At 59.4% G+C, this 17,448-nt stretch carries 5 protein-coding genes; 1 reads left to right on the top strand and 4 read right to left on the bottom strand.

Annotated elements, in window-relative coordinates:
- Nucleotides 1-115: 115 nt before the first annotated feature.
- From ACMVME_RS21625 to ACMVME_RS21610, 4 genes are all read right to left on the bottom strand, one after another.
- Entirely contained in the window at nt 116-1,285 is a 1,170-nt protein-coding gene (locus tag ACMVME_RS21625; RefSeq protein ID WP_086462978.1) for an HlyD family efflux transporter periplasmic adaptor subunit, read from the bottom strand.
- A gap of 10 nt (nt 1,286-1,295) precedes the next feature.
- Complete coding sequence (locus ACMVME_RS21620; protein ID WP_068794939.1) at nt 1,296-3,494, bottom strand: type I secretion system permease/ATPase; 2,199 nt, start codon at nt 3,492-3,494, stop codon at nt 1,296-1,298.
- Entirely contained in the window at nt 3,491-4,894 is a 1,404-nt protein-coding gene (locus ACMVME_RS21615; RefSeq protein ID WP_068794938.1) for a TolC family outer membrane protein, read from the bottom strand. The genes ACMVME_RS21620 and ACMVME_RS21615 overlap by 4 nt, the downstream gene beginning before the upstream one ends.
- A gap of 79 nt (nt 4,895-4,973) precedes the next feature.
- Nucleotides 4,974-16,148, bottom strand: a complete 11,175-nt coding sequence (locus ACMVME_RS21610) for a BapA/Bap/LapF family large adhesin (protein ID WP_068794937.1) — start codon at nt 16,146-16,148, stop codon at nt 4,974-4,976.
- Between the two features lie 768 nt (nt 16,149-16,916).
- On the opposite strand from ACMVME_RS21610, the gene ACMVME_RS21605 reads away from it, so the two are divergent.
- A complete protein-coding gene (locus tag ACMVME_RS21605; protein ID WP_032678808.1) occupies nt 16,917-17,444 on the top strand; it encodes a tetratricopeptide repeat protein in 528 nt (175 codons plus the stop codon).
- The last annotated feature ends 4 nt before the right edge of the window (nt 17,445-17,448 follow it).

Raw genomic sequence — 17,448 nt, 5'->3', positions numbered from 1 at the left:
AGGTAAACGAGGTCAGACTTTCGCCGCTGGCTTAAGCGGTATTGTTGCGGGTTATGGATGCCATGACTCCGGCCCTCTTCCACGAGAGAGGGCCGGAGAAACAAACAGCCAGTGATTAGCGCTCTCGCAGCGCCTCTTTCGCCCGGTTGAACGGCTTGATCATGTAATCCAGCACCGTTTTCTCACCGGTTTTAATGTCCACCGTCGCAATCATCCCCGGCACGATTGAGAAGTGCCTGCCTGCTTTATTCACCAGGTAATCCTGGCTGGTGCGGATAAATACCCGGTAATAGAACACCTCCGGCTTGGCTTCGTCCTGAATGGTGTCCGGCGAAATGGTTTCAACCACGCCGTGCAGCCCGCCATAAATGGCGTAATCGTAGGCGGTGATTTTTACCAGCGCTTCCTGATTCGGATGGATAAAGGCGATATCGCGCGGGGAGAGGCGGGTTTCGATCAGCAGGTGATCGTCCACCGGTACAATCTCCATCAGCTCGCCGTTAGGCGGGATGACGCCACCGATGGTGGTGACTTTGATGTTTTTCACGATCCCGCGCACCGGAGATTTCACCGTTAAGCGGGTCACTGAATCCTCGCGGCCTTTGAGGATCGCCGAGACCATATCCACTTCAGCGTTGGCCTTGGATAACGCCTCGCGGGCCTGAACATAGTACTGGGATCGCACGTCGGTGAGTTTCAGCTCCAGATCGCTTTTCTGCCGCTGCAGGCGCAGTACCTCCACGTGGCTGGCGGCGCCGGTTTTCACCAGACGCTGAGTGATCGCCAGCTCCTTATTCGCAAGATCCAATGCCGCACGCAGCTCCCGCTGGGTATCTTCCAGCTGCGCACGGCGTGAATTATAGAGCCGGGTTTCGGCAGCGGTCAGATCGGTCCACTTCGCCAGCGAAGGGGGAAATTTCAGTGGCAGATCGTTTACCTCGGCGTACAGTCGCACGCTGGAGGCCAGCGAGGCACGGTAGCGCGCCGCGCTTTCACCAACGTTAGATTCTGAACGCGTGGGATCGAGTCGCGCCAGCACTTGTCCGGCCTGCACCTGGTCACCCTCATGGACGTTCAGCTCGGTGAGGATCCCCCCGTCGAGCGACTGTAAAACCTGCTCGCGCGAACTGGGGATCACTTTGCCCGTGCCGGTTGAGACTTCATCCAGCACGCCAAACCACGCCCAGACGCCAAGTACCACGAACATCAGTAAAGAGAAGATAACAATCCGCCGCGCACCGGTGTAGCCGCTTTCGGAGTCGAGCGCATTGTCCAGGTCGTCCATTGCGGCGACGTCACGCTGACTGATTTTCATTTTTCCACTCCCGTCCGGTTGCTGCCTGCTGCTGTTGCTGCTGCATGCGGCTGTTGTTCAGTGCCTGTGCTTTCGGCGCGTCCATCACCAGCATTCCCTCTTTGAGCACCACGACGCGCTCCACCAGTTCCAGCACCGGCACGCGATGCGTGGCGACAATCAGGGTGCGGTTGCCAAGCCAGGCGCTCAGACGCTGGATAAATTCCCGCTCGGTGTGCTCATCGAGCGACGCAGTCGGTTCATCCATCAGCACAATATTGGGGTCGCGAAGCAGCATGCGCGCCAGCAGAATGGATTGCCGCTGGCCGCCGGATAACCCCACGCCGTTCTCCATAATTGGGTAGTCCAGACCCTTCGGCAGTTTCTGCACAAAGCCCGCAGCGCCGGTTAACTCCAGCACCTCGAAAATCTCCTCATCGGTGGCGCGCGGCATGCCGAGGGTGATGTTTTCGCGCAGGGTGCCATAAAAGAGCCGGGCGTTCTGGGTCATAAAGCCGACATTACGCCGGACATCGGCGACATCGAGGTGCGGGAGGCTGAAGTTATCGAGCCGCAATTCACCGCCGGCGAGATCCATTCCGCCCGCCATCGCCTGCAGCAGGGTCGATTTTCCGGCGCCGTTACGCCCGAGGATCGCCACTTTTTCACCTGGCTTAATCTCCAGACGGTTAATGCGCAGGGCCATGCGCGGATCTTCCGGGTGATAGCGAAACTGTGCCTGCTCGAAAAGATAGTGACCGCGCAGTACATCCTGGCGGATCGGCGTCTCCTCACGCTGGTTTTCTGTGGGGAGCTGCATGATGCTGTCCAGTCCCTCTTTCGCCGCTTTGACCTGCTGCCAGCGCGCCAGCACGCCGCACAGGGTGGCCATCGGAGCGATCATGCGCGAGGCCAGCATTGAGGCGGCGACCACCGAACCGGTCGTCAGCGTGCCGTCGATCACCATCGGCGCACCGACCACGATCACCCCTGCATAGACCAGGCTCTGAATCGTCATTCCCCAGCTGATCAGGTTCTGGGTCAGTTCACGGGTGCGCAGGCCAGATTCAGCGGTGATCTGGATGTAGCTGTTCCACTGCTGCAAAAAGCGGTTTTCCGCCTGCATCAGCTTTATGTCCTCCAGCCCCTGCACGCTCTCCACCAGCACGGCGTTGCGCAGGGTGGATTCGTGCGCCGACTGCTTCGCGAGCTCTGCCAGCTTTTTCTGCAGCAGCAGACCGGGCAGGACCATGATCACCGCGGCGACCGGTGCGATCCACGCCAGTTGGGGAGCGATGATCGCCAGCACCACCACGAACAGGAAAAAGAAGGGCAGATCGACAATTGTGGAGATGGTGGAGGAGGTGACCATCTCGCGGATCTGCTCCAGCTCGCGTAGCTGGGAGATAAAGCTGCCGGTCGAGCGAGGGATGGCGCTGTTGCGTAGCCGCAGGGCGTGACCGAAGACCCGATCCGATACGCGCAGATCGGAGCGTTTGCCCAGCAGATCCATAATGTGCCCGCGTGCCACGCGCAGCACAAAGCCAAACAGGGTGGCGATCAGCACGCCGATGGTCAGGACATACAGCGTCGGGTAGGACTGCGCGGGGATCACCCGGTCATACACCTGCATGGAAAAGACAATCCCCGACAGGGACAGGACGTTAATGAACAGCGCGGCGAGCATCACCCAGCTGTAGGGGCGCAAGTCGCGCATTACCAGCCGGTAAAGCCAGTCCGGACGGTATTTCGAAATATAGGCATCCACGCGGCTGTCTTTCAGCGCGGCCAGTGGGCGCAGGGCAATGACGTGGCGGATGGCGGGCAGCATGGCGGTCATCGAAAGCCGGTTGGTGTAGGTCCGATCGTCGAAAAAGCTGACCTCCAGCGTATCGTCGCCATCGAAATGTTCGATCACGCCGATCCTGCCGTCGTTCATTGCCGCCACGACAGGCAGACGCCAGCTGTTGATCGCCTGCTGATCCGCCGTCAGCAGCTGAAACGACAGCCCTGCTTCACGGGCCAGCTGAGTCAGTGCGGGCACCATCGGTTTGCCTTTTAGCCACGGCGCGCCCGCGAGCAGCGCACCGGGGGAGCAGGCGACGCGGTAGCGCGTGGCGACAAAACCAAAGGCCTGCGCCCACTGCGCCAGGGCCTCATCCGTCATGGTCTCACCTTGCGGGATATCGCGTTGCTTCATGGCTGGATCTCCACGGTCTGGATGGTGCGGTTATCAAGATCGAACGCGTGACGCAATTGCCCGGTGTTATAGAGGCAGTTGAGCTGCAGCTGGTGCAACTGTCCGAGGGTCTGCTGCTGGGTAAAACGCGCCTGATAGACCTCCTGCTCGGCATTAAGCACATCGAGCAGCGGGCGAGAACCCAGATCCAGATATTGCTGCTGATAGAGTTCACGGGTGCGGGCGCTGAGCGCCTCCTGACGGCCCTGAATCTGCAGCGTGCTCAGCAGGCTTAATACCTGGCTGCGCGACTCCAGCAGTTTCTGGCGTACCTCGAGGCGGGTACGCTGAATGGTGGACTGTGCGGCTTCTACCGCGTGGCCTGCGGCGTTACGCCGGGCGGTGAGGCCGCCACCCTGATAGAGCGGCATCTGCACTTTCACCCATGCAGAGTATTGGGTACGATCCCGCGTTTCGTTACCCGCATAGCGTTCGTTCAGGTAGTGGCGCACCTCCGGCTCCAGCGAGACGGTCGGTGTCATCTGGGCGTCGGCGTAGTCGAGATTGGCCTGGGCGACGTTAGCCTGCGCCCAGGCGGCTAATACTGCCGGGACCAGACGATCGTCCGGCTCGGCAATGTCGCAGCTGCGGGCCAGCTTTTGTGGAAAATCGTTGCTGATCGTGTTGAGGGTGTTCCAGCCAAGAAAGCTCATCAACGTGGCACGGGCGCTGTCGAGGCTGGCCTGGTACTGCATCAGCTGGGCGCGCGCGCCTTCGATACGTGCATCGGTCTGCACCACGTCAGAGAGTGAGGTGGCTCCTTCGTCATTACGCTGGCGGGTGAGGGTACCAATCGAGGAGAGCGCCTCAAGCTGCTCTTTGGCGGTGTCGACCATTTGCTGCCAGGTTTGCACCTGCACCATCGCGATGGCGGTATCGTGAGCGATGGTGTCGATGCTGACCAGCACGTTGGCCTGCTGCTGGGCGACGCCGGCACTTTCTGCACGCACCTGGCTTGCCACCTTGCCAAAGTCGTACAGCATTTGTGAGAGGGAGAGCACCAGCGACGGGGTAAAGCCATTATCGTCGCCGTCATGGGTATAACCGTTATCCATGCCGGCATTAATTTGCGGATAGTATTTCGATTTGGCGACGTCCACCTCTTCGCTTTGTTGGTAGAGTTTCCCCACGGCTTCACTGATGGCAGGGTGCCAGGTGACGGCGCGGTTGACGGCTTCGCCAAGCTGCAGCGTGCCGGGGGCAGCCTTGCCGACGACAGGTGCCACGCGGCCATTCAGAGAGGGGAGTTCCTGCGTTTCACGGAGTTGTTCGGTATTGATCATCGCCGCCGGCGTCGCGGAGAGGGCGGGCACAGATATCAGGCAGCACGAGAGCCACCAGTAAGGCATCTTCATTCCCATGTCTTATCCCTAATAAAAATGTACTGCTTTATTGTTTATGCCCGGGCGCTGTGCGCCCGGGTCATTTGTGCAGGTGCTATCAGGTAACGATGTGTTGCTGGTTCACTAACTCGTCGTAGGTGGTCTGGACGTTATCCAGCGTCACGAGCGTCGTATTAGTGTAGGTGCTCCCTGAACCATCACGGTCGATGGAGATCACGGTATTGCCATTACTATTAGTAACATGCAGATAATTACCGAGCGTTGAGCTGCTCCCGTTCCAGCCCACCAGCAGATCGCCGATATCGATTTTGTCCCCCTGCGTGAGCGAGAAGTTGGTCCAGTGATCGCCGGCAGTGCTGCTGACGTTGCCCGCGGTGGCGTTGCCTGCGGTGGCGTTCAGCACCTGGTAAATCAGGGTGTCGCCGTAGGCGGTGCCGGTAATGACGTCGTTATGTTCCGAGCTGATGAACTGCGGCGCCATATTGATGGTCAGCGTGGCACTGTCTGTTTTCCCGTCGGCATCTGTCAGGGTGTAGTTGAAGGTCTCCTTCGAGGTGATGGTTGAGAGCGACACCCCGGTGTTGAGGGTGTAGGTGTAGTGGCCGTCCGCAGCAATTGCCAGCGTGCCGTAATGGCCGACGACGTTGACCGTTGCGCTGCCGGTGTACGGATCCAGCGTGGTGGTCACGCCGTTGTAGCCGGTCACGCTGAGGCGGGTATCCACTGAGTGCAACTGATCCATCGCCCCGGCAGAGTCGGTGCCATCGAAGATGTTGCCGTCAACGGTGTGGCCGCTGGTAGAGTCGAACTGGGTCAGCGAGTAGGTGGTGCCGTTCACGCTTGGGGTAATGGTAATGTTCCCCACGCTGAGCCCCGGTACACTACCGGTATAGCTCAGCGTATAGGTTCCGGCATTCAGGTCCAGCCCGGAGAGCGCGATGTCGATATTGCCACCCAACAGCGAACCGCCGCTGAAGGAGCCGCTGCGAACAACATTCGAACCGTCACTGATTGACCAGTTCACCGTCAGGCCGCCCAATGCCAGCAGAGATGCCACGTTAAAGTGCAGCGACACGTTATGCAGCGCGGTGTTCGGATCCACCACGAAGGTTCCGCTCCCGCTGCCCTGGGTTGATGACAGCAGCGCGGTTGTCCAGCTGGCCGTCCCGACGGTGGTATCCGAGTAGGTCGTCGTGTGATGCACTGAGGTGACGTCCATCGCGGTACTGACATCGTTGACCGCATCCATCGCCCGCGCGGTTGGGGTGATGTTGAGCGATGCCGTATCCTTCGCCCCGTTTGGTGCGGTGATGGTATAGACGAACGTATCCGGCGTACTGATCGCGTCAGCACCCACACCGGCTTTCAGGGTGTAGGTGTACTGTCCGGACGCATTGATGCTCAGCGTGCCGTATTCCCCCTGAATGTCGGTCAGGCCGCTGCTGTTCACCGCCACGCCGTTCACTTCTGATACCACCGCGCCGGTTGCGACATCGTTATCCAGCACATCTCCGGTGGTGGTCTCGCCCACGCTCGACACGCTGTAGACATGATCTTCCAGCACGTTCAGCGTGTAGGCGGTCAGGGCGGTGATCCCTGCAGCCGTATTCAGCAGGAAGAGGTACTCCCCGGCAGGCAGGTTCAGCGTCAGCTGAGACGAGGTACCGCCCAGCAACGGCGCACGCAGCCAGCCCGGTTCGACGCGCATCTGCTCGAAGGTCTGCGTCGCGTTATTGAACTTGTAGACATACAGGTCGAATACCGACGCCAGCGCCACACCGCCCACGGAAGCCTGAATGGTCATGGTGCGGGTGGTACCTTCCTCCACGTTATAGATGATCGGATTGCTCAGATCGTCCAGCAGGTTCAGCCCCAGCGTGTTGCCGAGATTGATCCCCACCACGGTAAAGCCGCCCTGCGACGAGGTGCCGTTATTGATTTCATGGACCGAGGTGTCAAAGGTCAGCGAAGCCGTGTCATCCACCGCCACAATACCGTTAGCGGTAGTACCGGCACCCAGCGACAGTACCAGGTTCGCCGACGCGCTGACGCCGTTATGGGTAATGGTGTAGGTGAAGCTATCTGTCCGGCCCACGACCGAGGCGCTGGTGTCGGTCAGGTTGTAGGTGTAGCTGCCATCGCGGTTAATGGTCAGCGTACCGTACTGGCCCTGAACAACCGTGCCGTCGGCGTTCACGCTGGTGGTGACACCCAGTGCGTTGGTGACAGCAGAGACCGTGGTCCCTGCCGGGGCGTTGTCGCTGCCCGCGGTCGGGTCGGCGTCGAGAATTACGTTACCGTTCAGGCTGGTGTCGCCCGTCACGGTACCGGCGCTGGTTTCTTTCACCGCCACATCGAGGCTGGTGTAGGAGCCGGTCGCCAGCAGGTTAGTGTTATAGCTCAGCACCCGGTAGTCGCCGTTCGCCAGCCCGGTCAGGTTCAGCGATACGCCGGTGGCCCCGAGGGTCAGCAGATCGGCAAACTGGGGTTGTCCGGTATCCACCACGGTAGTCCAGGTACCGTTGACGCTGTCCCAGCGCTGTACCACCAGCTCAAGAGTATTGAGCAGGGAAAGCACCGCCCCCGTGGCATTGGCGTTCACCACAATATCCGCATTGCCGCCGCTGCCCACCGTGAAGTCCACCTGGGCAGTATCATTACCCAGCAACGTGAGGACGTTGCCTACGGCACCCACCAGCAGGAAGCCATAATCACTGTACTGGCTGTTGGTGACGGTGGCCGTGGTGCTGATATCCAGCTCTTCGACGTTATTGCTGGCGGAGAGCGGGACGACCGGTGCGAGGGCTGAGCCGGGCTGCGACGTATTACCTGCGGCATCGGTGGCGGTGATCTGCAGCGTCTGACCTTCCGTCTGTTTATTGAGGAAGGTATAGCTGTAGGTGCCGTTGCTGCCCGCGATTGTGGTCACCGTGCTGCCATCGCCAAGACGGATAGAGACGGTGCTGCCTGCCTCCGCGTTACCGGTCAATACGCTACCGTCAGCGTTAAAGGTTCCGGTTGGGGCCGTTGGTGCCGTCAGATCGACAACCACGCTGGTGGCGGAAGAGACCGGGCTGGTGCCCGAACTGTTCGTCGCCGTGGCGGTAAAGGCGTGAGAACCTTCGCTTAACGCCGGGGTGGTGAAGGTCCAGTTGCCTGAACTATCTGCCACTGCCGTTCCCATCGACACGCCGTTGTTATACAGCGTGACGGTGGTGCCTGGCAGGGCCGTACCACTCAGGGTTGGCGTGGTGTCGTCAGTGGTTTTACCGTTGGTCAGGTTACCGGTGACGGTGCCGACGTTATCGTTGATGGTGGTGATAAGCGGTGCGTTCGGCACCGGCGTCGCAGGGGCAATCACCGACGTGCTGACACCTGCGTTACCCGCCTTATCGGTGGCATAGACCAGCAGTGATTCACCGTTGGTTTGGGCCGGCGTGATTGTCGCGTTAAAGTTTCCGCTGCCGTCAGCCGTCGCGGTACCGAGCACTGTTCCGGTACTGGTGGTGATGGTAACGGTGCTACCCGCTTCGGCGGTCCCGGTGACGTGCGTACCGTTGGTGATCACGGCAAGGCTTGCCGGCACGTTCGGTGCAGTCAGATCCACGGTAATGGTGGTGGTGGCCGATGGCGTACTGGTGTTGCCCGCGGCATCGGTGGCGGTGGCGGTGAAGTTATGCGTGCCTTCCGTCAGTGTGGTGGTGGTTTGCGGTAGCGTCCAGTTGCCGTTCGCATCGGCGGTGACCGTGCCGACAAGCGTCGTGCCGTCATAGATGCGCACCGTCGCGTTGGCTTCGGCGGTCCCGTTCAGCGCTGGACGCGCGTCATTAGTCGGGTTATTGCCGGTTACCGGTCCGGTGATGCTGCCGACATCATCGACAACCGCACTGATGACCGGCGCAGCTGGCGCGGCGGCATCCACGTTGATCACATAGGCGGTGGTCGGGGCGCTGGTATTGCCCGCGGCATCGGTGGCGGTAAAGGTCAGGCTGTGTGACCCGTTGCTCAGCGCCGGAGAAGGGGTAAAGCTCCATGCCCCGCCTGTCGCGACCGCGCTACCAATCTGGACGCCGTTATCGAAAATTTTCACCGTGGCGCCCGCTTCCGCCGTACCCGTGAGGGTAGGCTGCGCGTCGTTAGTCAATCCGCCATTGGCAATCGGTGTAGCCGCATTGCCCACATCATCCACAATGCTGCTCAGCACCGGCAGGGCTGGCGGCGTCGTGTCGATAGTCAGGCTAAAGGCCGCTGACGAAACGCTGGTATTACCCGCTGCATCCGTGGCCTGCGCCGTGAAGCTGTGCGCGCCCGTGGCTAAGGTGGTCGTGAGCAAGATACTCCAGTTGCCGCTGACATCCGCGGTGCCCGTTCCGACAAGCGTTGTGCCTTCGTAGATATTCACAGTCGCAAACGGTTCACTGGTCCCGACAAGCCGTGGCACGGTGTCGTCGGTCGTCTGTCCTGAACTGAGCGGGCCGGTGATGCTGCCCGCATCGTCAACGGCCTGGCTGATAACCGGCGCATTGGGGGCGCTGGTATCAACAACCAGCGTAAAGCCAGGCGAAGCCGGGCTGACGTTCCCCGCCGCGTCGGTCGCGGTCGCGGTCCAGGTATGGCTGCCATTGCTCAGCGCTGATGACGGCGTAAAGCTCCATGCTCCGGTGCCATCCGCCAGCGCGGTGCCGACCGGCTGTCCGTTCTCATAGATGGTCACCGTGGCGTTGGCTGCCGCGGTGCCCGTCAACGTTGGCGTGGTGTCGTCGGTACTTTGCCCGGAAGTCAGCGGCGTCTGTACGCTGCCTGCGTTGTCTCCCGCGGTCGTGATGGCCGGTGCCGCCGGTGGTGCCGTATCCACTGTCAGGTTAAACGGTGCCGTCGTGCTGCCGGTGTTGCCAGCTGCATCGGTGGCATTGAAGGTGATGGCATGAGGCCCGTCACTCAGGGCGGTGTCAGGCGTGTAGGTCCAGTTCCCCTGAGCATTAACCACCGCGGTGCCAATCTCGTTGCCATCCACAATGATATGCACTGTGGCACCCACTTCGCCCGTACCGTTGAAGGTAGGACGCGCGTCGTTGGTGCTGTTGCCGGTAGTGAGCGTACCGGTGACCGGGCCGACGTCGTCAATCACACTACTGACCAGTGGCGCAGCAGGGCCTGCTGCATCCACGGTAAAGGCAAAGACCGACGAGTTTGCTGACGCATTGCCTGTCGCATCGGTGGCGTAGGCGCGAAGGAGATAGTTGCCGTCACCCAACGGCGTGCTCGGGGTAAAGGTCCAGTAACCACTTCCGTCGACGGTCGCAAGGCCAATTTGCGTACCGTTATTCATGATATGGATTGTACTGCCCGGTTGTCCGGTGCCGCCGATCGTCGGGGTGGTGTCGTTGGTGACTTGCCCGCTGGTGAGGTTGCCGGTCACGCCGCCAGGGGCATTGTCGTTAACCGTATCCAGCGTTGGAACCGTTGGCGCCGTCAGGTCAACCACGACGTTCCAGCCGTTAGACACCTGGCTGACGTTGCCCTGTGGATCGGTGGCGGTAACGGTGAAGGCGTGAGGCCCTTCGCTGAGCGCGGTGTCAGGGGTGAATGTCCAGGCACCGGTGCCGTCAGCTGTGACCACGGCAATCTGGGTACCGCCGTCGAAAATTTTCACCACGCTGTTCGCTTCCGCCGTCCCCGAAAGGGTTGGCGTGGCGTCATTAGTCGGATCGCCGCTCACAATCGTGGTGGCAGCATTGCCCACATTATCCGTTACGTTAGTGATCGCTGGCGTGGTGGAAACCGTATCAACGACGATGGTGAAGCCTGTCGACAGACCACTTTCATTGCCCGCGGGATCGGTCTCGCGGATGGTCAGAACGTTATTGCCCTCCGCCAGCGCGGGCGGTGTGAAGACCCAGGTCCCCGTATTGCCGACCAGTGCGGTACCCAGCAGGGTTCCGTTGCTGTAAACGGAGATGGTATCGCCCACTGTGCCGGAGCCGGTAAGGGTAGGCAGGTTGTCGTTGGTGGTCTGCCCGTTGGTGAGTTGACCAGTGCCAGGGCCGACATCATCAATCACTGAGCCAATGGTCGGCGTGTCCGGTGCAGTGAGGTCAACGGTGACGGTTGCAACCGGCGAGCGGCCGCTGGTCGAGAGCCCGACTGTCGCGGTCACTTCAAAGGTGTGCAGCCCTTCACCCAGCGCAATCAGTGGGGTATAGCTCCAGTTACCGTCCGCATCAGCAATCACGTTGATCAGCGGAACCGCGATGCCGTCCTGGTAGATGGTGATAATGCTGCCCGCTTCGGCCGTACCCACGAGTGTCGGGGTAATGTCGTTGGTGGTTTTGTCTTTCACGTCGCCGGTGACAGGCGTTTCATCATCGTTAATCGCCGTAATGATGGGCACATCCGGAAGATTCGGCAGCGTACCGGTGACGGTGTAGGATGCCTCAGGACTGAGGTTGCCCGCGGCATCGGTCGCGGTCACCGTCAGCACAGCGCCATCCGTTTGGGCTGGGCTGAGCGCGATGGAGAAGGTGCCACCGGTGGCTACGCCTGTACCGAGAACATTACCATTGTTATCGGTTACAGTGATGGTAGCCCCCGCTTCGGCGGTGCCGGTCAATGGAGTACCTTGAGCGGCTATGCCAGTAACCGCGGGAGCAGCCGGATCCAGAGTATCGACGTTAACGCTAAGCGGTGCAGAGCTACCGGACGTATTGCCAGCCGGATCGACCGCGGAGACGGTGAAGGTATGCGGGCCTTCCGCCAGCGTGCTGTCGGCGGTCCAGCTCCAGTTGCCGTCCGGCTGTACCGTTACCGGCACCGTGGATGCTGTACCGTCTACGGAGACGATAACGGTGGTACCCGGTTCGCCGGTGCCCGTGAGGGTCGGCGTGCCGTCACGGGTATAAAGCACATTGCTTGTGAGCTGGCTGTCAGACACCGCGTTAATCAGCGGGATTTCTGGCGCAGTGGTATCAACGGTGACGGTGAAGACCGGGCTGAGGCCGCTGACGTTACCCGCAGCATCGACTGCCGCAACGGTGATGTTGAGTGGGCCATCAGTCTGGGTCGGAAGATCGAGAGACCACTCGCCATTGCTGCCGATTTCGACGCGCCCTACCTCAACGCCATTGTTATAAACGATGACCGTTTCGCCCGCAGGGCCGGTACCGCCCACACCGGGGGTCGTATCCGTGGTAACACCACCGTCTGGCTTACCGCCAACGGCGCTAATGACAGGCGTATCAGGTGCCACGGTATCAACGGTGATAGTGATCCCCGGTGACGCCGCCGAAACGTTACCGGCTTCGTCGGTGGCGGTGGCGGTAAATTCGTGGCTTCCCTCATCAATGCTGGCGTCAGGGCGCCAGCTCCAGTTGCCGTTGCTGTCTACGGTGACGCGACCCACTTCGGTGGCAGGCTGACCATTAATGCTGTCATAAATAATAACCACATCGTTCGCCGTGCCGGTGCCGCTCAGGACCGGACGCGGATCGTTCGTGGTTTCCCCGTCGGCAACCGGTCCGGTTATCTGGCTGACGCTGTCCGTAATCACCGGTGCTGCTGGCGTAGCTGGCGGGTCGGTGTCAATGGTGATGGTCACCGGCTGGGACGGGGCGCTTTCGTTGCCCGCGCCGTCCTTGTTGGTGACGGTCAGGGTGATGTCGTAGGTACCGTTGGCCAGTGGGATCTCCGGTGTCCATGTCCAGTTACCGTTGCTGTCCACCTCGGCGTCACCAATTTTGTCGGTGCCGTTGTAGATAGTCACGGTATCGCCCGGATTGCCGGTGCCGCTCAGCGTCGGCGTGGTATCGCGGGTGGTCTCTCCCGGGTTCAGCGGGGTTTCTGTTGTGCCGCCGTCAGGGTTCACGGTGATTTCTGGCGTCTCCGGCGTGGCGGGTGCCACGGTATCGACCACCAGCACAAACGGGCTGGAAACGGTCGTATTCCCGGCGGTATCGGTCGCATGAACTGTCAGAGAGTGCGAGCCGTTGGTGAGCGGGGTGGTAGGGGTGAAGCTCCAGCCGCCGGTACCGTCGAGTGTGGCGGTACCGAGCAGGGTATTGCCATCATAAAGCGTAATAACCGTACCTGCCGGCGCGCTGCCCTGCAGCAACGGTTGCGTGTCATCCGTGGTGTCGCCGCTGGTGAGCGGGCCTTGAACGTCACCGACGTCATCGGTTACGGTTGTGATGGTCGCCGCCGGTGGCTGGGTGATATCGACCGTAAAGGTGAAGCCGCCTGACGGCAGGCTGATGTTACCTGCCGTGTCGGTGGTGACGGCGGTCAGGGTATGCTCACCGTTACCAATCGGTGTGCCTGGCGTAAATGTCCACGCGCCGCCGCTACCGACCAGCGCGGTGCCGATATCAACACCGTCCAGACGAATGGTGACCGTTGAGCCCGGTTCGGCAGTGCCGTTAAGTGTCGGGGTTGGATCGTTCGTGATGGCACCTGCGGTGAGCGCGCCTGTACTTCCCTGAACATCGTCCACCACTTGCGAAATTACCGGTACTTCGGGTGCGGTACCGTCGACAGTGATACTCCAGGCATTTGATGGCCCGCTTGGGTTACCGGCGGCGTCAACTGCCGTTGCGGTCAGCACGTGGCCGCCATCAGCAAGTGGCGAGGATGGCGTGATGCTCCATACGCCAGATGCCGGAACGAGTACCGTGCCGATAACCGTGCCGCCGCTGGAGAGCGTGATGGTTGTGCCAGGCTCGCCCGTTCCGTTTATGGTTGGTGTCCGGTCATTAGTGAGCCCGTTCTGGGCGACAGGGCCTGTAGTGGCAGAGGCATCGTCGTCCACTGAAACGATAACCGGCGTTTGCGCGGCGGTAATATCCGGCGCAATGGCAGGGGTTGTTGGCCCGGTATTGCCGGCGGGATCGGTGGCATCTGCGGTCAGGGTTTCACCGTTGGCTTTTGGTGGGGTCAGCGTGACGGTGAAGCTGCCGTCGTCATTGGCTTTCGCCTCGCCAACCGTGACGCCATTTTCACGGATGGTCACGGTGCTGCCTGGCTCTGCGGTACCTGTCACTTTGGTACCGTCATCTGAGACAACAACGTTGTCCGGAGCCAGTGGCGCCGTGGTATCTGGTGCATCGGCTGTAGCGGGCAGGCTGGCGTTACCGCTGCCGTCGGTTGCCACGACCGTCAGCACTTCACCGTTGGTCTGTGCAGGACTAATAACCGCCGTAAAGGTGCCATCGCTGTTGGCGGTGGTTTCACCGATGACCGCGCCGTTAGGATCTTTAATGGTGACGGTGCTGCCTGGCTCCGCCGTGCCGCTGACGCTCTGGCCGTTTTCTGCCACCTGAAGGTTGCCGGGGGCGACAGGAGGGGTTGTGTCCGTAGCCGTGACGGTCGCAGGTGTGCTCTGGTTACCTGCAGCATCAGACGCCACCACGGAGATCTGCTGGCCGTTAGTTTGCGCCGGCGTTAACGTGGCAACGAAGTTGCCGTTGCCGTCCGTTGTCGTCCGGCCAATTATGGTGCCGTCGCTGCTGGTGATGACAATGCTGCTGTTTGGCTCGGCAGTGCCGGTAATCTGCGTGCCTGCCGGATTAAGCGTGATGTCGGGCGTTTCCGGCGGCGTGGTATCGACAATGAAGTTGATTGGCTGCGACAACCCACTCTGGTTCCCGGCAGCGTCGGTGACCTGCACCGTTATTGAGTGAGCCCCCTCCGACAGCGGTTTGTCCGGTGTGATGCTCCAGGTGCCGTTGGGCTGAACTTTAACGGTCGCAATGGGCACCCCGTTATCAAAAATCGTAATTGTCCCACCGGGCTCTCCTCTCCCTGCAAGAACAGGTTTAGCGGCATCAGTGAACAGGCCAGAGGTAATTGCGCCTTTGATGGCACCCGTTTCATCGTTCAGCACGATGGCGGTTGGCGCAGTTGGTGCGGTGAGATCGATGGTAACGGTGAACACCGGGGAAGCCGGTCCGGTGTTACCGGCGGCGTCGGTTGCCCGGACGGTGAGCTGATGCGTGCTTTCGCTGAGATTGATCGAAGGGGTAAACGTCCAGGTGCCGTTGCTGGCAACGACAGCGGTGCCAATCGCGATCCCGCCATCATAAATGGTGACCGTAGATCCGGCTTCCGCGGTGCCGGTAAGCTGTGGTCGCTGATCGTTGGTGCTACCACCGTTACTGACCGAGCCGGTGACCGGATTGGTATCGTCTGACACGAGCGTGATGGCTGGCGCTGTGGGGGCGACGGTATCCACCACAAAGGTCACGGCGCCGGAGGCTGGGCTGGTGTTACCTGCCGCGTCGGTCGCGGTGGTGGTAATGGAATGGCTTCCGTTAGCGAGATTTGTACCCGGGGTAAAGGTCCAGTTTCCGCTGGCATCAACCTTGGTCGTGCCAATCGGCTGACCATTATCGTACAGGGTGATGGTACTGCCTGCTTCGCCGATGCCGCTGAAGGTGGGGCGGGCATCATCGGTACGCTGACCGTTAGTCAGCGGTCCGGTTTCTCCGCCAACGTCGTCATTCACTATTACGATATCGGGCGCATCGGGTGCGGTGGTATCCGGTGCTGTAACATGTCCGGCCTGGCTGGTATTGCCTGATGAGTCGGTTGCTGTGGCGGTAAGTTGCTCGCCATTCGTCAGCGGCGTGCCCAGAACAATGGTGAATTTGCCGTCGCTACCGGTTTTACCCGTGCCGACCAGGTTGCCGTCCGCGTCTTTCAGCGTAATCGTACTGCCGGGTTCGGCAGTACCTGTGACAGTTTTACCATCTGAGGAGAATTGAAGGTTGGAAGGCGCATTTGGCGGTGTGGTATCCGGATCGGAAGGATTGCCCGGCGTGCCGGGGTTCGTATTGTCATCATCATCGTCGCCACCCCCTCCGCCGCCGCTGCTTGCCGCGACAGCGATCCCGCCTGCGACAGCAAGACCACCGAGTACCCATGGCCAGATAGCTGCGCCACCGGTATCACCGCCTGAGGCCGCCAGTAATACGTCCGTGGAGGCGATAGATTCGTAGGTAGCAGCCCCGGTAGGATCTTCAATCCACCACAGCGCACCGTCACTCTCTTCCAGGACCAGCTGACTCACCCCCTCCGCGTCGGTGACGTAGAAATTCTTCAGGGTAATGACCTCGCCAGAGTGCAGCGTGACCACCAGATCGTTACCACTGCGGGCGAAGTGGGAGACATCGGCTCGCTCTACATGAAGCTCAACGATAGAGGAATGGCTCAGCGTAACCTGTGTGCCTTCCGTGGTAGTTTCCACGCCAGTAAGTTTCGATATAACAGAGATTTGGCTCATTTAGGTATTACTCCAGCAGAGTTGTCGTGAACGGCGTGCAAGATGCGCCATCTCTGCGGAAGGTAAAGCACGCCCCCGGCGGAGTTGCTGTTATTTACGCAGCACTCACCGTTATTTTTTTTAGAGCGAACGATGCCCGCCATAATCCAGAGTGGCAACATCAGAGCGAATCTAATTACTCATGAGAGAGAATGTCGTTTATTTGTATTTTTGTGTTGTATAAAACCCTGTAATTAATAGAGGTATTGGTTTTGACGATATAAAAATGATATAGCCAGAAAAGTCTGAATGTGCAAATTAAGCATCTGTAAACACTGTATGAAGCATTGAAGGGGGCATTAATTTATAGCTGGCTATTATAATTTTAAAAATATAACATGTTGTATTTATTGTTTTTTTATTTGTTTGTAAAATGCGGTGTTTTATCATTTGCCATGAATAAATATTTAGCAGGGGACTTTTTTTAGGATGGCGTTAAACGCTATTGTTTATGCCGGCTTAATGTGCGTTTAAGTTAGGGTAACGTTTTTGATATAACATATATTATGTTGGTAATTAATTAAAAATATATTCTTGTGCGGTGCCGGGATTCTGCTACGGAGAGAAAAATAATAACTAACAGGGAGTAAAGATAAAATATCCCGCTCAACATTTAATGGGGATACGACGTCAACATGATTCTGAGAAAAAAAGAGGGGCCCGGGAATGAATAAAATGCATCGCTCACGCGTTTACTGACGTCATTCCCATTTCACCCTGGAGCCTTTTATGAACACGACCTCTGTGCGTTTGATCCCGGTGCTGATTTTTTCCCTGTTGTCTCCTCTCGCGCTGGCGATGGGCGATAATAGTACCGAGAGTAAAACACCCGACTGTCCGTCCGGACAGGTGTATGACAGTGCAACTCAGAAATGTGTGCCCGATAAGAGCAGCAGCCTTAGCGATCAGGACAAAACCAACTATGCCTATCACCTTGCTAAAAAAGGCGAGTACCAGGCGGCGCTGAACCTTCTTGATTCGTTAAAAAATAACAACACGGCTGAAGCATGGAACTATCGCGGGTATGCCACCCGCAAACTGGGTCGTACGGATGAAGGTATCGGTTACTACCAGCGTGCGCTGGCTATCGCCCCGGATTATGCCAAAGCCCGTGAATACCTGGGCGAGGCGTGGATGGTCAAGGGACGTCCGGATCTGGCCAAAGAGCAACTGAAAGTGATTGCCGGTATTTGCGGCCAGTCCTGTGAAGAGTACCGTGACCTGCAGGCTGCCATTAACGGACATCCGGAATCCTGATTTT

The organism is Enterobacter cloacae complex sp. 2024EL-00711 (assembly GCF_047529885.1).
Lineage (GTDB): Bacteria > Pseudomonadota > Gammaproteobacteria > Enterobacterales > Enterobacteriaceae > Enterobacter > Enterobacter ludwigii.
This window is presented reverse-complemented; position numbering and strand designations above follow the sequence as displayed.

Coding starts and splice junctions, on each gene's coding strand:
- ACMVME_RS21605 (WP_032678808.1), top strand. CDS start 16,917: ATGAACACGACCTCTGTGCGTTTGATCCCGGTGCTGATTTTTTCCCTG.
- ACMVME_RS21615 (WP_068794938.1), bottom strand. CDS start 4,894: ATGGGAATGAAGATGCCTTACTGGTGGCTCTCGTGCTGCCTGATATCT.
- ACMVME_RS21610 (WP_068794937.1), bottom strand. CDS start 16,148: ATGAGCCAAATCTCTGTTATATCGAAACTTACTGGCGTGGAAACTACC.
- ACMVME_RS21625 (WP_086462978.1), bottom strand. CDS start 1,285: ATGGACGACCTGGACAATGCGCTCGACTCCGAAAGCGGCTACACCGGT.
- ACMVME_RS21620 (WP_068794939.1), bottom strand. CDS start 3,494: ATGAAGCAACGCGATATCCCGCAAGGTGAGACCATGACGGATGAGGCC.